The following is a 13,680-nucleotide window of genomic DNA, read 5'->3' as shown; positions in this document are numbered from 1 at the left end:
GCCACTGGCGGATAGGAGAAGCAAGGCCGCCAGCACAGCGCCGGCCGATACCGGACCGCTCATGACACGGCCGGCGCTGGCGGCGCCGGTTCGTCTGGCAGCGGGATGAACTCGGCATTGTCGGCATCCGGCAACTTCATCCTTCCCGCCTTCCAGTCGGCTGCAGCCTGCGCGAGCCGGTCCTTCGAGGAGGACACGAAATTCCAGTAGATGAAGCGCTCGCCGACCGGCTCGCCGCCAAGGACCATTACGGTGGCCTGTTCGGTGGCGCGAACGCGCGAGGCGGCTCCGTTGAGCACCAGCATCCTGCCCGCGTCGTAGCGCGCGCCGTCCACCTCCACCGCACCAGTCGCGACATAAAGCGCGCGCTCCTTATGGTCACTCGGGATCTCGGCGACCGCCCCCAGCGTCATGTCGAGGTGGGCGTAGAACAGCGGGGAAAGCGTTTTGGCGCCTGCGGTCAGACCATAAGCGCTGCCGGCGATGAGATGGCCGGTCACGCCGGCTTCGTCCCATTGCGGCAGGTCGCTGGCCGGATGGTGCGAGAAGGACGGAGCGATCTCCTCGTGGCCATCCGGCAGTGCGACCCAGGCTTGGATGCCATGTACGCGATCGCCGTGCGCCCGCGCGTGCTCGAGCCGCTCGCTGTGCGTGATCCCGCTGCCTGCGGTCATCCAGTTGACCTCCTGCGGCCGGATCGGCTGTTCGTAGCCAAGGCTGTCGCGGTGCATGATCTCGCCGGAGAACAGGTAGCTGACGGTCGACAGGCCAATATGCGGATGTGGGCGGACGTCCAGGCTGCGATCGATGCCTGGCAGCAGATTGAGGGGTCCCATATGATCGAAGAAGATGAATGGCCCGATCATGCGACGCTTCGCGAACGGCAGCACGCGGCCAACTTCAAAACCACCGCCGAGGTCACGGCGGCGCTGTTCGATGACCATCTCGATCATGCTGTCTCTCCCGATCCGGGTGTCCCGACGACGATGTCGGCATATTCGGGGTGGCGCGCGTAGAAGGCGGTCATGAACGGACAGACCAGGATCACCTTGCGGCTGCTGGCGCGGATCTCTTCGAAGACGCCGCGCGCGAGTTGCGAGCCGATCCCTCGTCCGGAAAACTTTTCCGGTACGATGGTGTGGGTGAGGACGATCCGGTCGCCCTTCACACGATAATAGGCTGCGGCGATCTCATGGCTGGCGTCGATCGCCAACTCGAAGCGACCCCCGGCAGGATTGTCCTCAATTCCACTCATGCTCGATCACTCCTTAAAGAAAGCCAGAAGATCGGCGTTGATGAGATCCGGGTGCGTGGCGAACAGGCCATGCGAGAGCCCGGGGTAGGTCTTGAGCGTGCCTTTCGAAAGGAGCTCGATCGCCTTGCGGGCCGATGCGTCGACCGGCACCACCTGATCGTCCTCGCCGTGCATCAGGAGTACAGGCAACGAGACCGCTTGCGGGTCCTCGGTGAAGTCCGTTTCGGAGAAGGCGGTGATGCAGTCATAATGGGCCTTAGCGCCGCCCATCATCCCCTGCCGCCACCAGTTGCGGATCAGTCCTTCGCTCACCTCGGCGCCGTCGCGGTTGAAGCCGTAGAAGGGGCCGTTGGGAATATCGAGGAAGAACTGCGCACGATTGCGGCTCAGCGCATCGCGGAATCCGTCGAACACCGACATCGGCAGGCCGCCGGGGTATCGATCCGTCGCCAGCATGATGGGCGTCACAGCGCCGATCAACACTGCCTTGGCCACACGGCCGGGCTCGCTGCGCGCGGCATAACGGATGACCTCACCGCCTCCCGTCGAATGGCCGACATGGATTACGTCCTTGAGATCAAGTTCGCGCACCAGGGCGGCGACATCGGCCGCGTAGGTGTTCATGTCGTTGCCGGTATCGGTCTGGTCGGATCGGCCATGACCGCGCCGATCATGCGCGATGACGCGGTAGCCTTGGCCGAGGAAGAACAGCATCTGGTTATCCCAGTCGTCCGCACTCAACGGCCAGCCATGGTGGAACACGATCGGCTGGGAGTCCTTCGGCCCCCAGTCCTTGTAGAAAATCCGGGTGCCATCCTGCGTGGTCACTGTCGCCATGTTCTTTGTCCTTTCTTAGCTGAAATGAGAGTTAGCTTAGATCGATCGACCTCTGGCGGAGCGCGCTCAGCGCGGCGTCAGGCGCCTCGCGAAAGGCGCTGATCTGTTGTTCGGTGTATCGTCCGATCGCTGCGCGGGCCGGCGCGGGATGTTGCTCGGCAAGCTCGACCACCCGTGCGGCGTCCGCAGCCAAGTCGAGCTCATCCGATGGCGCGCTGCCGAAGTTGCCGAGGAAGGCGCTGAGTGACCTGCCATAAAGCTTGCGTTGACCCGCCGTCATCGCGCGCCCGATCCGCGCGAGGGCTGCGGTCGCTGTGCTGCTTTCCGTTGGCATGGGATCGTGGGAGACCACCAAGACATCGATGCCGAAGGGCCTCAGTTCGGCGCGGTACACTGCCGCGAAAACCTCCATAGCCGCGTGGGAGGCTTCCGATGGGCCGCTGAAGGGGAGCTGCAGGCTCGACATCCAGGAACTGATCTGCACGATCCGTCCATGCGCGGTCCGCAACGCCGGTAGGAAGGCATTGATGATCGCCAAGCAGGCAAACACATTCACGTCGAATTCGTGTCGGATCGCGTCGATCGGAAGAAGTTCAAGCGGACCTGAAGCGAGGCCTCTCGTATTGATGATGAGAATATCGACACCGGCATTGCCGACCGCGTCCGAAATGCCGTCGGCCCACGCCGTAACGGCTTCGACTTTTTTGATATCGCAGACGATCAGGCTCACCCGCCCCCGCGAAGTATGCCACAGCTCTTCGGCTTCTTCTGCAGACGTCGCTGTGCCGAAAACGATGTAGCCCCGAGTGGCGAGGCCGAGCGCGATCTCGCGCGCCAGGCCCTTGCCAGCGCCTGCGATCACGACCGAACGGCCCGACCTTGCAGAAAGCGACGGCATGTCAACTCTCCTTCTCCGAACGTTCATCCGTTGAGGCCGGCGGCCCTCACGATCGGCGCAACTTCGGTGCCGAGAAGCTCGATCGACCGCTTCATTGCGGCTGTCTCGAGCGACGCGGTACTCATCTGAAAGGTGATGCGCGATACGCCGCCGAGCACTTCGCTGGCATGGAGCATCTTGGCGGCGACGGTCGCCGGTGCGCCGATCAAGAATGCGCCGTCGGAGCCAGCCATATCGTCGAACTGCGCGCGCGATGGCGGCGACCAGCCACGCTCGCGTCCGACCTTGGTCGTCAGATGCGCCCAGCCGGGAAAGAAAGCGTTCCGCGCATCTTCATCGGTGTCGCCGACGAAACCCATGGCATGCACGCCTACCTTAAGCGTGTCCGGATCACGTCCTGCATGTGCGCCTGCTTCACGATAGAGATCGATGAGCGGTCGGAACCGCTCGAAGCTGCCGCCGATGATAGCAACCATCAGCGGAAGGCCGCGCGCGCCGGCGCGCGCGAAGGATTGGGGCGTGCCCCCGACGCCAACCCACAGAGGCAGTCGTGATTGGTGAGGACGCGGATAGACGCCTTCGCCCCGCAACGCCGGGCGGAAGCGACCTTCCCAACGCAGGTTGGTCGTCTCACCGAGTTTCAGGAACAGGTCGAGCTTCTCCGCGAAGAGGTCGTCGTAGGCGCGCGTGTCCAGCCCAAACAGCGGAAATGCCTCGCCGAAGGATCCACGGCCGACAACGATCTCGGCACGGCCCTTGGAAATCAGGTCAAGGGTGGCGAACTCCTGGAATACGCGCACCGGATCAGCAGCGCTGAGGACCGTCACTGCGCTCGTCAGCCGTATGCGGCTTGTGCGAGCCGCTCCTGCCGCCAGAATGATGGCGGGAGCTGAATCAAGAAATTCGGCGCGATGATGCTCGCCGATCCCGAACACGTCGAGGCCAGCCCGATCCGCTACCTCGATTTCATCGAGAAGGTCCGCCATGCGATCGGTCGCAGAAGGAAGCTTTCCGGTGAGCGGATCGGGGAGGATGGCTGCGAAACTGTCGATGCCGATTTGCATGGAGTCCTCCTTGAATCTGATGATTTCCCGCGGAGCGACATCCGCCGGAGCTGCGGCTCGGGCGCGTCGCCTTATTTAGAGCGGGCCCTGGACTTCGGTCGGATACAATTGGAGAGACGGATCAAAGCGGACGTCATGTTCACTGCTAGAACCGGAAGGTTGCCATGACCGCGACGAGGGTTATGGTGTTGGCCGGTCCCGTTTCCGCAATGAATCGGCCGGGATCGAACGCACTTATTGAAGCCGTAAGGTTGAGTTCGGACGTTGCTTGCCACGCAACGGTCAGTTCGACCTGGTTGCCGATAAAGCGCGCGTCGCTGCCCTTGCCGCTGCGTACGAGGTTTCCCGGAACCGCATAGATTCCGTCGGTCGTACTTTGTCGCCAATAGGCGGCGGCGGAGAGGGACACCGCCACGTCACTTCGTGGGTGAACCGTCAACGTAGGTTTCACATCGATCAGATTGCGTGGCCCGACCGGGGAAAGGGCACCGAAGTATTTGCCTCTCGGGAAAAGAGGATTGAATGTGCCGAGCTCACCGTCGTCCGGATCGCTGTCTCCCGAGATGACATCGGCCATTATCTGGATTTCCGGTTGAAGTGGCAGGTCCTGAAAACGATGGCCGAATTCGCCTCCGATACCCCAGGCCGCAACGTTTTTCATACCGAACGTTCCCCGTTGCAGCGCACCTTCGAAATTCCAGAACCACGCGCCGGTATCTCCGAACAACCTGGCTCCGAAAGTATGGGCCATCTCTCTGTCGATGCCTTGATCGAACACCGCTTTGCGATCGCGAAGGCCGAGGTAGTACAAGTCGAAACCGAGCGCATGGTTTTCTCGCAGCCATTGCGTTGCATAGATGCCCCAGACTGCTTTCTGATCGGAAGTGCGATCGTCGAAGTCACCTGGCTGATTGTCGACCGGACGAAAGTACATCGCCGTCACTTTCCGCTCCGGAGTCGTTACGGCAGCATCGAGGCCATCGAAAGCCTGGGGGATATTTGGACCGTAACGGGTGTCGATGAAGCGGCCTGCCCCGAGCGAGATCAGTTTGCGGCCCGCCGACATCCTGAAGGATGTGCCTTCGCCGACGTTCAGATCGACCTCGCCGAATGCCTGGAGCATGTCGGCCCCCGTCGTGTCGGCCGGACGCACCGGGCGGCTGGTACCGGTGATCGCTGAAAGAATCGGCTGTACGAAGAATCTTACATTATCGTCGTGGAGGTCGGCATATGGCATGAACCGGTGCCAGATGTAGCTGTCATTCGGCGCCGATCCCCAGTTCACGTTCGTGTAGCCCTCATATCGCGATCGGGCTTCCATGCCGGTCGCAAGGTAGGCGGATCCATCCTGGTTCAGTCGAATATACTTGAAAGGCTCTGTCCAATGGCCAGTGCGCCTTGATGGATCGGCGAGGTACGACCAGTCCTCCGAGTATCGATCGATGGTCAAGGTCGGGGCGCGCTCGGGGTCGGCACGCACCTGGGGCTGCGCCTCCGCCCGTGCAGTTGCTGTTGTGGCGATGGCGATGGCGATGGCCATGAGTACCGATCTAGAATTTCTCATGAAGCGCATTCACTGACGATAGCGATCCTTTTGTCGCGTGAACAAAAGTCACACGCGGAGCAACAACGTCTCCAGAACGTCATCGTCGGAAGCTTGGATTACGAGACGTACACGGCGAAATCGCGAGAAGCGTCTGGCTATCTCGCGATCGCGTCGTCTCGTTCGGACCGATTAGCCCTTCGGCACTGGCGTGTTGAGAAGCTGCTGCTCCCAAAGATACGCGATGCCGCTGCCGCTGAAGTGCTGGATGAGAATCTCGGTCAGCTCCTCGACATGCTCGGTGCGCGCCCAATCGCGTTGCCATTCGCCAGCGAGCGCCATCACGGTCATCACGTTCGCGCCGGCCGCGATCATTCGCTGGATGGCAACTTCGTGAGACTCTTTCGAAATCCCGCCCGACGCGTCGGTGATCACGGTCACGTCCCAGCCTTCGCCGGCGGCCTGGATGACAGGCATTGCGACGCAGACCTCGGTCCACAGGCCGGCGATGATCAGCTGCTTGCGGCCAGTCGCCTTGACGACCTTCACCACATTCTCGTCCTGCCAGGTGTTCACCCAGGTGCGATCGATGACTTCCTGGTCCGGAAATACGTCGGTGATCTGCTTAAAGAGAAGTCCACCGCGCGCCGCGATCACGCTGGTGAGAATGGTCGGAACATTGAAGGCTTTTGCGAGCTTCGCCAGCGCGGTCGTGTTGTTGACCACAGCTTGCGGATCGTGGCTGTTTAGGTTCGCCAGCTGATAGGGCTGATGATCGATCAGGACGAGCACCGAATCTTCTGGACGAAGAAGCGAGTCTAGGCCGTTACGGAAAGTCATTGATACTCCTCTGTAGCCGTTGTCAGTAAGGTTGGTTTGCGGCAAACATCCGCCGACAGCGGCGAGGCGGACACTGTCACCCTCACTGTTGCCGCGGTAGGCCGCCTTTCCGAGAAACTGTGTCGCGCAAATGGGAACACTGAATTGGACATCGAGGAACTACGCACATTCGTGGAAGTAGCTGATGCCGGAGGAGTGTCGACCGCCGCGCGCCGGCTCGGTCTCACGAAGTCACTCGTCAGCCGACATCTTGCGCGGCTCGAAGCGGAACTCGGCGTGCAGCTCCTTGCGCGGACGACGCGCGGCGCCGCACTGACGGAAGCCGGAGCCACCTTTCGTAATCACGCAGCCCGAGCTTGCGCCGAGATCGACGCGGCCAAGGAAATGTTTTCGCCCGAAGGCGAACTTCGTGGCCGTTTCCGGGTCGCCATGCCGCTCACCTTCGGCCCGACCCATCTAGCTCCCGTGCTGGCGGATATGGCACGACGTCATCCGCAACTACATATCCATACGGTGTACAGTGATCGCTTCGTCGATCTCGTCGCGGAGGGTTTCGACTGCGCGATCCGGGTCGGCTATCTACAAGACTCCAATCTGATCGCGCGTCACGTCGGACCGATATACGGAAAGCTGGTCGCCAGCCCGGCATATATCGATGCGAACGGATCTCCCCAAAAGCCGGAGGAGCTTTCCGGTCACCAGGCGCTCATGCAGGGTACCGAGACCTGGCAATTCTTGGACGGCGAACAAATCGTCAGCATCCGCCCCCAAGGGCGCTTCAAAGCCGACAACGGCACGGCCCTCGTTGCCGCCGCGCTCGCGGGACTAGGCATCGCGTGGGTCCCCGACGGCGTCACCAAGGACTACATAGCTTCCGGCGCGCTCGTTCCGGTCATGACGCGCTATCCGCCGCCGCCGGCAGGCGTGTATGTCGTCCGACCACCGAGTCAGCATCCCGCACCGAAGGTACGGGTCCTCGCCGAAATGTTGATCGAGTGCTTCGAGAACGCACCGCATATCGCGGGCAACACGTCCGACTAAAGCGGCACGCGGAGGCGTTGGAGCAGGCGCTCTAATCCCGTCGCACGTCCGCGAACGGATAGTACAGATAGAGCGCGACTGACCCGCAGGGGGCCTTGCGGCGAGCGCGCGGTAGAAAGCGGTGGCCGATAGTTCTCCCCATCCCACTTCGATATCTTCGGCTGCAATACGGGTTCACCCGAAGCAGGTTCTCACCACACCCGTAAGCCCTCTTCAATGCGCTCGCGGCACCGATTGAGAGACACTTCGGCCCTCGCTGTGCGTCCCCGACCGCAATACAACCTGAAATATGGCCGATCGCGCGTTTGAGTCAGGGTTATGCGTTAGGGAAGGGCCGTAGAGTCAGGCTTTTGAGTTATTCGAGTCAGGGAATCGTGTTACGGTGCGTTAGATGGCCATTGATTCCATTTCGTAATTTCGGGCGGCTGAGTCAGGGTTATTTGAGAGAGGACAACGCTGTGTCGGGGAACGCAATTCCCTGACTCTCTAACGCAATTACCTGACTCAATTTACACACAACCCTGACTCAGCAACTTTCTGCCAAAGGTAGATTGAGTATGCTTGGTGCAGGCGCCTCACCCTATTGGATGCCGGGAGATACGGTACTATAGAACCATCAACTTAGAAGACCGCCTGAGCCGTAGTCCACGCCTCAGGCTCAACAGCTCAGGGCGTTACGAAAGGCCTTCCGGCGCCTCGCGCAGGCGCCTCCAGCGGCCCTCATGCCATGAGATGCCAACCCGCCCAGGGCGCGGGAAGCGAGCACATTAGAGATAGTGCCAGCCAGGGCAAACGAGCTGGTCGGTCGTGCTTAATGCGGATGTCCGCGGAGCGAGGGACGGTGCCACCCAAGTTGGGCGTTGCGCCGCGTATGTCTGGACCAGAAGAGTACCATCCCTCCTGCGCGACTTTGATGGTTAGAACTAGCCGTCCATAACAGTCTGGCTGTAGCTTCGGATCCTGCCGTCGTCTGATCGACGTAGGGGGGACTGTATATCGGCTCGCAGCAGACCTGACTCGGATTCGCATGATCTGACTCTGCGCCCCCCTAGTAGGTATCGTCAGACGTCATGTAAGAGGCACCAGCACTGTAAGACGCGGAACAAATTTGAACTCGCGCCGTCCAAGCTGGACTAGTCGCCTCGACTAGTGCGGAACGGCACCTGCATAAAGTGCATCAGGTGCCGAAGTACTACCGGCTGCAGTTGATATTCCGACTTGGTTGTGGGTGCAGCCGTTGCAGCCGTGGGCAAAGTTGGTCCCCTATAAGTTGGTCCCCTAATCGAGGCAAAGTAGGCCCCCTAGGCTGAAACACATAAAGCCCCGCCAGCGATGGCGGGGCTTTTCATTGCGGATGTCGTGGGTCGAGGACGAACGTCGATCAATCGGACCTGTGTCCGCTTTACCTCGACGAGCCGGCATCTCGGATGGACGAAGGGATCGTCAGATACGGGCCACGAGCGGACAAGGCTAATCACCCCCTTCACGTAACAGAAATGTCTAGTCCAGCAGGATCGCGGTTGACAAACAAACGGGTTCTATCGCCATCGTCAAACTCGATTGCAATCTCATCAGCGCAATGACGCCAAACAATTCGGACCGTTTTCCCTTTCAAGAGCTCCGTTAATTTCTCGGCCTCTTGCTCTAACTCTGTCATGGGAATTCTCCGCTGATCCTGCACGCCTTACCCACGGGTGTAGGTAAGCATCCTTTCGCTCTGATTAAGGAGTTGGGCTCAAACTGTATCGATTGTTGGAGGCTAAGTCCGTTCTGGGTCAAAATGCGAAAGTCTCGGCGTGAGCAAATCTGGTCCACTATGCCCCACCAAAGTGGACCTCAAGGAGGCGGGTTGCCAATTCGCTGATGGGCCAAGGAACGGACACATGCCGAAGCAGATGCGACGAAGCACAGCCTGCCCGAGCAGCACATGCATCAGGCTAGACAGGTAACTAAGCGCTGGCCGCCCAATCTTTTCTCCATAAGATTCGATCGCCCCAATATTCGATGCAGGGGGCGCCTCCCTCAGCTTCGACTTTGAACCAATAACAATCACCCCAAACAGCCTGTGATCCCGTCGTTATGCCACCGAGAAAAGCGCGGCCGCGTTCATTCAGGCCGACCAAAACGACGTGCCAAGTCATCGGGTTGCCGACAATGGTCGTCTTTATCGAGCCATGCCCGTTAGTCGGCGTAAACTCAACCGCGTAGTTGCCTTCTGGACCGACGAAGCTGGCTGTAAATGGTTGTAGCGATGTAGGTGCCATACGGGACACATCTTACGTTTGCGAGAAGTTGAGCCGACAATGGGTGCTCGGTTGCATAAGCCCAACACATCTACTTTTTGAGGCACGAAATGCTCAAAATTGAACGAAGTGCCACGAGGTCCGCTGTGGGTCATTCGCGTCATTTTTGGCCAGTGCCCCAGATGTCTGCTTTTCCCTTAACAGCAGCGGAATAGCAGACATCCGCCGACCGCCGCTTGGGGCCAACAGCAGAAGCCAACGGCACCCGGCCTCATTACGCCTGAGGACGCAGAAATCTACATCTTGTCGATGATCGACGAAACACCGTCTTCGGACGCGCTTTCTGTAGCAGCGGCAGCGACAATCGCGGGGATTACGTCCTCGGCACTATCAACGACAATGGGTTGAATCAGGTGGTCTCTATGAAGGAAACCTGCGCTGCGTATGTGGTCCAGCATCGCCATCATAGGCGCCCAAAAACCTTTAATGTTCACCAAGACCATCGGCTTACGGTGCTGCCCAAGCTGGGCCCAAGTCATGATTTCCACGATTTCTTCGACGGTACCGATGCCACCCGGAAGTGCCACGAAGGCATCAGAACGCTCGAACATTCTGTGCTTGCGCTCGTGCATGGTGTCTGTGATCGTCAAGTCTTCGAACATCTTGAGCGCATCAGTCGTCGTTTCCCAGTTTGTGAGAAATCTCGGAATGATCGCGCCGACCTTGCCGCCGTTATTCAGTGTGCCGCGAGCGACCGCGCCCATCACACCATGGGTTCCGCCGCCGTAGATCAGCGTTAATCCCGATGCGGCAAGTGCGCGTCCCAATCGTTCGCCTGCCTCAACGTAGGCAACATCGTGACCGGGCGAGGAACCGCAATAGACGCAGACTGCTTTGATCTTGCTCATGTGAGGATAAACGCGATGCACGTCCATTGCGTCAAGCTTGTTTTTGCTCGCCAGAGTCCGCTATGGGTTAAAAGCGCCGATGGGAAGGTCGACCAGTCACTTCCGATCTACCCCGATAAGCAGACGATGTCCGATCCCGCGCGGACTTCGCATTCGGGCCATGAGCAGACCTTGCGACCCAGCCGGCCGAGGACTGGGCGGCAAAGAATACGCGCTGCCCTCTTTACGGTGCGCGATAGGGGCGTATCCTTCTCCAAGGCCAAGTGCGTGCGGGTCTCATTATAGTAGCGAGCATAGGATTTCAGAATTCGGCGCAGATGTGCCTCGCCCAAGACAATGATGTGATCCAAACACTCACGCCGGATCGATCCGATCAACCGTTCGGCAAAGCCGTTCTGCCAGGGTGAGGCCGGCGCAATAGGCTTGTCCCGAATGCCCATGGCCCAATCGGCGCGTGACGACGCGGCCAAAGATCCGATCCCGATCGCGGATGAGGTAGCGCAGAGCCTCATCCCAAGGAAATGCCTCCGTTACTTGACGTGCAACCCATTCGGCCGTCGGATTTGCTGTGACGTTGATCCAGATGAGGTCTCTACGGTCTAGCCGGATGATGACAAAGGCATAGAGCAGGTCAAAACCGATAGTTGGAACCACGAACAAGTCCATGGCGGCAATGTCCGGTGCGTGGTTACGCAAGAAGGCTCGCCATCCCTGGCTGGGTGGACCCCGTCGTTTCACCATGTACTTGGCGACGCTCGACTGCGCGACCTGAAACCCGAGCTTGAGCAGTTCGCCGTGAATGCGTGGCGCGTCCCAAAGCGGATTTTCGACACTCATCTGCCGGACCAATCCGCGCAGCTCCGTGTCGATTTGTGGCCGCCCTCCCCGTCGACGTGATTTCCAACGCCAATAGTTCCGAAAGCCGGCCCGATGCCAACGCACGAGAGTCTCGGGTTTAATGATCGCGAGAACCTGCAGTATTGACGGAAACCAGCGATACAGCTGGATAAGGAACCAACGATCATGGTTCGTGAGCCGGACGCGACCATGCAGCCTACGCCTCAAGACCATCAACTGATGTCGAAGCGCCGCGTTCTCAGCTTCAAGCCGCAACCTCGACTTGAACGGCGAGGCCAAAACGGCCAGCACGAAGCAGAGCAGCCCGATCATTCCGCCAACTTAGGCGATTCCATCACATCATCAACCCGGACAAGGTTTTCGGTACACACAACAGGTGTCCGACACGGCCATAGGTAAATTTCTTCGAGACGAAGCTAATGGGCCAGAACACCGAGCGCTCCTCGAGTTGATCGGCACGCTGATCGATGACTGATCGCACGCGGCTGCCCGTCGTCCATCGACGACGGAAGATCAGGCCCACTTATCTTCTTCGCGGCGGGCTTCGTCCTCATTGAGGCGCTCGGCCACGTCATCAGCGACAGGTGAATCTTCCGTCGTCGCGATCGGCGTGCCGTCCTGCTTCTTGATCGTTTTGCCTTCGGCACTCACGGGAAAATCATCGGGCTTCAGCGGCTTCTTTGACGTCGACATCGCGTCTCCCTCCTGTGTGCCGACACAATAGCACGCGCTCCTAAGAAACGGGGGCCAGAACTCTCGCTTAGCTAGGTGCGTCCACTTCGGAATACGCGCTCACTCGTTTTCATCCTCGCTAAGTTCCCGCTCTGCCTGTAACCAGAACTCNAGATCCCGTCCCGTAGGCCGCCCGTGCTGNTCCCAGAGTTCGTGGGCACGAGCCCTGATTGCTTGCTTGGACCGGCNCGCAGCTAAGCGCCGTTGCAGGCTCTCTCCCAGATCCTNGACGAACGCCTTGAGCCGCTGATAGGTCGTTTGGTCGGTTATCTCGGAAGCCAGCCGCTTCGCTTGCTCGAGCNGGCGCTCTAACTCTTGGCGATCGGTGCTCTGGCTCATGGTCACCTCCGCCGGAAATAAATCGGCAAAATTGTTCATCTTTGGCTTGTTCGAGAAGCCGGGCCATGAGGTGCGCCCCGTACGTGAAAATCACGCCTACTGGCAACGAGTTGTTCGCGTAAGTCATGACATAGCGGTCTCCCGACTAGGATCATTCCGATCTCCGGTCATCGTCATCGGACCATTGGCGGTGAAGTTCGCGCTCAACGAAACAAGCCGCCACTGTGATCTATACGAGCAACGCTCTTTTGGCGTGTCAGCAATCTGGCATTCCCGCCGGACGTGCCGACGCATTTCCGGTGGAGCCGGTTGAGCCAGAAGCGCCAGAACCGGTTGGGCCCGGCGTGCTTGAGCCCACAGTCGTTTCAGGTGCCTTTTCCGACGATGATGCACCAGCAGCGGTCGGGTTCTTTTCGCGAATGATGTTACTGCCTACATCCCAGCATTGCTTGGGCGTGACGCCCTGATCGCGGTTTGCAGTAACGCCCGTTCCTTGTGCGTTTGCGAAGCTGGTGACTGTCAAAAAAGTGGCGCCACAAACCGAAGCGAAATAGATCGTTTTCATGGTTCTTTCCTTCTCATCTGACGGCGGGCGCTCAGTGAACCGTTGGATGCCTGAGAGCGGGGCCGATCGCCTCACTGCCGTCGGCAGCCAACTCGTCCGCGAATGAGGGTCGCTGTGCGAGCCTCAGCCATTCTTCGGAAAGCCGAAGCAGTTGCTGCTTGTCTATCGAAGAGACCGTCTTCGCGGCTTGTTGCCGGCAGTGCTCGGCTCGCGTGCGGCAAATATCTCCGTGCTCAACCATGACCGGTACACTGGTCGCGCTCGCTCCCGGCGCCGATTGGCCCCGCATCAACTTCAATTCACCCATCCGGTTTAACGTTCCTAGCCCAGCCGTTTAGGAACGGTCTGCGGAAGGTCGCGTTTGCGGACGGAAAGTCGTGGTTTGCAGTCAATGCCCCGTTACTTCTTTCACATCATCGGAAAGTTCCCATTTCGGGACGAAGTCGGAACGGAGCTTCGAGACGATCGCGCTGCCTGGAAGGAAGCTCTGTTGCTGACCCGGGACATTGAAACATCGCTCCAGCCGGGGGAGAGTTGGAGCCTCGATGTCATGGCGC

Annotated in this window: 17 protein-coding genes; 2 read left to right on the top strand and 15 right to left on the bottom strand. The window is 59.6% G+C overall.

Annotation, left to right across the window (positions count from 1 at the left end; translation table 11 throughout):
* Positions 1–59: 59 nt before the first annotated feature.
* The 7 genes from YY7_RS0142030 to YY7_RS0142000 form a co-directional block, all read right to left on the bottom strand.
* Positions 60–953, bottom strand: a complete 894-nt coding sequence (locus YY7_RS0142030) for a pirin family protein (RefSeq protein WP_028168391.1) — start codon at positions 951–953, stop codon at positions 60–62.
* On the bottom strand, positions 950–1,255 hold the full coding sequence (locus YY7_RS0142025; RefSeq protein ID WP_028168390.1) for a GNAT family N-acetyltransferase: 306 nt from the start codon (positions 1,253–1,255) through the stop codon (positions 950–952). The genes YY7_RS0142030 and YY7_RS0142025 overlap by 4 nt, the downstream gene beginning before the upstream one ends.
* A 6-nt stretch (positions 1,256–1,261) precedes the next feature.
* Positions 1,262–2,092, bottom strand: a complete 831-nt coding sequence (locus YY7_RS0142020) for an alpha/beta fold hydrolase (RefSeq protein WP_028168389.1) — start codon at positions 2,090–2,092, stop codon at positions 1,262–1,264.
* Positions 2,093–2,123: 31 nt separating this feature from the next.
* Positions 2,124–2,990 (bottom strand): SDR family NAD(P)-dependent oxidoreductase, encoded by an 867-nt coding sequence (locus YY7_RS0142015; protein ID WP_051397216.1) that lies wholly within the window; start codon positions 2,988–2,990, stop codon positions 2,124–2,126.
* A 23-nt stretch (positions 2,991–3,013) separates the two neighbouring features.
* Complete coding sequence (locus YY7_RS0142010; RefSeq protein ID WP_028168387.1) at positions 3,014–4,054, bottom strand: LLM class flavin-dependent oxidoreductase; 1,041 nt, start codon at positions 4,052–4,054, stop codon at positions 3,014–3,016.
* Positions 4,055–4,199: 145 nt separating this feature from the next.
* The gene (locus YY7_RS0142005) at positions 4,200–5,594 is read right to left on the bottom strand and encodes an alginate export family protein (protein WP_051397215.1); all 1,395 of its coding nucleotides are present in this window, start codon (positions 5,592–5,594) and stop codon (positions 4,200–4,202) included.
* Positions 5,595–5,789: 195 nt separating this feature from the next.
* Positions 5,790–6,437 carry a hydrolase gene (locus YY7_RS0142000; RefSeq protein ID WP_028168385.1) on the bottom strand — a complete coding sequence of 216 codons (648 nt, stop codon included), beginning with the start codon at positions 6,435–6,437 and terminating at the stop codon, positions 5,790–5,792.
* A gap of 144 nt (positions 6,438–6,581) precedes the next feature.
* Here YY7_RS0142000 and YY7_RS0141995 point away from each other — a divergent pair, with 144 nt between their 5' ends.
* On the top strand, positions 6,582–7,478 hold the full coding sequence (locus YY7_RS0141995) for a LysR family transcriptional regulator (RefSeq protein ID WP_028168384.1): 897 nt from the start codon (positions 6,582–6,584) through the stop codon (positions 7,476–7,478).
* Between the two features lie 1,483 nt (positions 7,479–8,961).
* Here YY7_RS0141995 and YY7_RS62310 read toward each other — a convergent pair.
* From YY7_RS62310 to YY7_RS61195, 8 genes are all read right to left on the bottom strand, one after another.
* Positions 8,962–9,135, bottom strand: coding sequence for a hypothetical protein (locus YY7_RS62310; protein WP_196237416.1), 174 nt, complete (start codon positions 9,133–9,135; stop codon positions 8,962–8,964).
* 882 nt (positions 9,136–10,017) lie between these two features.
* Positions 10,018–10,629: a TIGR00730 family Rossman fold protein gene (locus YY7_RS0141985; protein WP_028168382.1), complete on the bottom strand. Its 612-nt coding sequence runs from the start codon at positions 10,627–10,629 to the stop codon at positions 10,018–10,020.
* A gap of 107 nt (positions 10,630–10,736) precedes the next feature.
* Positions 10,737–11,069 (bottom strand): integrase core domain-containing protein, encoded by a 333-nt coding sequence (locus tag YY7_RS65345; protein WP_155255553.1) that lies wholly within the window; start codon positions 11,067–11,069, stop codon positions 10,737–10,739.
* Positions 10,984–11,799, bottom strand: a complete 816-nt coding sequence (locus tag YY7_RS62705; protein WP_063623446.1) for a hypothetical protein — start codon at positions 11,797–11,799, stop codon at positions 10,984–10,986. Before YY7_RS62705 ends, YY7_RS65345 begins: the two co-directional genes overlap by 86 nt.
* Positions 11,800–11,821: 22 nt before the next feature.
* Positions 11,822–12,010, bottom strand: a complete 189-nt coding sequence (locus YY7_RS0141975; RefSeq protein ID WP_028168381.1) for a hypothetical protein — start codon at positions 12,008–12,010, stop codon at positions 11,822–11,824.
* Positions 12,001–12,180, bottom strand: a complete 180-nt coding sequence (locus tag YY7_RS0141970) for a hypothetical protein (RefSeq protein ID WP_028168380.1) — start codon at positions 12,178–12,180, stop codon at positions 12,001–12,003. The genes YY7_RS0141975 and YY7_RS0141970 overlap by 10 nt, the downstream gene beginning before the upstream one ends.
* Positions 12,181–12,279: 99 nt before the next feature.
* Complete coding sequence (locus tag YY7_RS0141965; RefSeq protein WP_028168379.1) at positions 12,280–12,558, bottom strand: DUF2934 domain-containing protein; 279 nt, start codon at positions 12,556–12,558, stop codon at positions 12,280–12,282.
* Positions 12,559–12,814: 256 nt separating this feature from the next.
* Positions 12,815–13,123, bottom strand: coding sequence for a hypothetical protein (locus YY7_RS61195; protein WP_155255552.1), 309 nt, complete (start codon positions 13,121–13,123; stop codon positions 12,815–12,817).
* A 391-nt stretch (positions 13,124–13,514) separates the two neighbouring features.
* Here YY7_RS61195 and YY7_RS65340 point away from each other — a divergent pair.
* The coding region (locus YY7_RS65340; protein ID WP_035692400.1) for a DUF6894 family protein at positions 13,515–13,680 on the top strand (166 nt) is incomplete at its 3' end.

The sequence above is a fragment of the Bradyrhizobium elkanii WSM2783 genome (assembly GCF_000472865.1).
Classification (GTDB): domain Bacteria; phylum Pseudomonadota; class Alphaproteobacteria; order Rhizobiales; family Xanthobacteraceae; genus Bradyrhizobium; species Bradyrhizobium elkanii_A.
The sequence above is the reverse complement of the archived record's forward strand: the minus strand, read 5'-3'. Positions and strand labels throughout refer to the sequence as shown.

What these genes read in the sequence shown, in the direction of transcription:
- YY7_RS65345 (WP_155255553.1), bottom strand. Translation starts at nt 11,069, where the DNA reads ATGGGCATTCGGGACAAGCCTATTGCGCCGGCCTCACCCTGGCAGAAC.
- YY7_RS0142010 (WP_028168387.1), bottom strand. Translation starts at nt 4,054, where the DNA reads ATGCAAATCGGCATCGACAGTTTCGCAGCCATCCTCCCCGATCCGCTC.
- YY7_RS0142005 (WP_051397215.1), bottom strand. Translation starts at nt 5,594, where the DNA reads ATGGCCATCGCCATCGCCATCGCCACAACAGCAACTGCACGGGCGGAG.
- YY7_RS0142020 (WP_028168389.1), bottom strand. Translation starts at nt 2,092, where the DNA reads ATGGCGACAGTGACCACGCAGGATGGCACCCGGATTTTCTACAAGGAC.
- YY7_RS62310 (WP_196237416.1), bottom strand. Translation starts at nt 9,135, where the DNA reads ATGACAGAGTTAGAGCAAGAGGCCGAGAAATTAACGGAGCTCTTGAAA.
- YY7_RS0141970 (WP_028168380.1), bottom strand. Translation starts at nt 12,180, where the DNA reads ATGTCGACGTCAAAGAAGCCGCTGAAGCCCGATGATTTTCCCGTGAGT.
- YY7_RS0142030 (WP_028168391.1), bottom strand. Translation starts at nt 953, where the DNA reads ATGATCGAGATGGTCATCGAACAGCGCCGCCGTGACCTCGGCGGTGGT.
- YY7_RS0142025 (WP_028168390.1), bottom strand. Translation starts at nt 1,255, where the DNA reads ATGAGTGGAATTGAGGACAATCCTGCCGGGGGTCGCTTCGAGTTGGCG.
- YY7_RS0142015 (WP_051397216.1), bottom strand. Translation starts at nt 2,990, where the DNA reads ATGCCGTCGCTTTCTGCAAGGTCGGGCCGTTCGGTCGTGATCGCAGGC.
- YY7_RS0141985 (WP_028168382.1), bottom strand. Translation starts at nt 10,629, where the DNA reads ATGAGCAAGATCAAAGCAGTCTGCGTCTATTGCGGTTCCTCGCCCGGT.
- YY7_RS61195 (WP_155255552.1), bottom strand. Translation starts at nt 13,123, where the DNA reads ATGAAAACGATCTATTTCGCTTCGGTTTGTGGCGCCACTTTTTTGACA.
- YY7_RS62705 (WP_063623446.1), bottom strand. Translation starts at nt 11,799, where the DNA reads ATGATCGGGCTGCTCTGCTTCGTGCTGGCCGTTTTGGCCTCGCCGTTC.
- YY7_RS0142000 (WP_028168385.1), bottom strand. Translation starts at nt 6,437, where the DNA reads ATGACTTTCCGTAACGGCCTAGACTCGCTTCTTCGTCCAGAAGATTCG.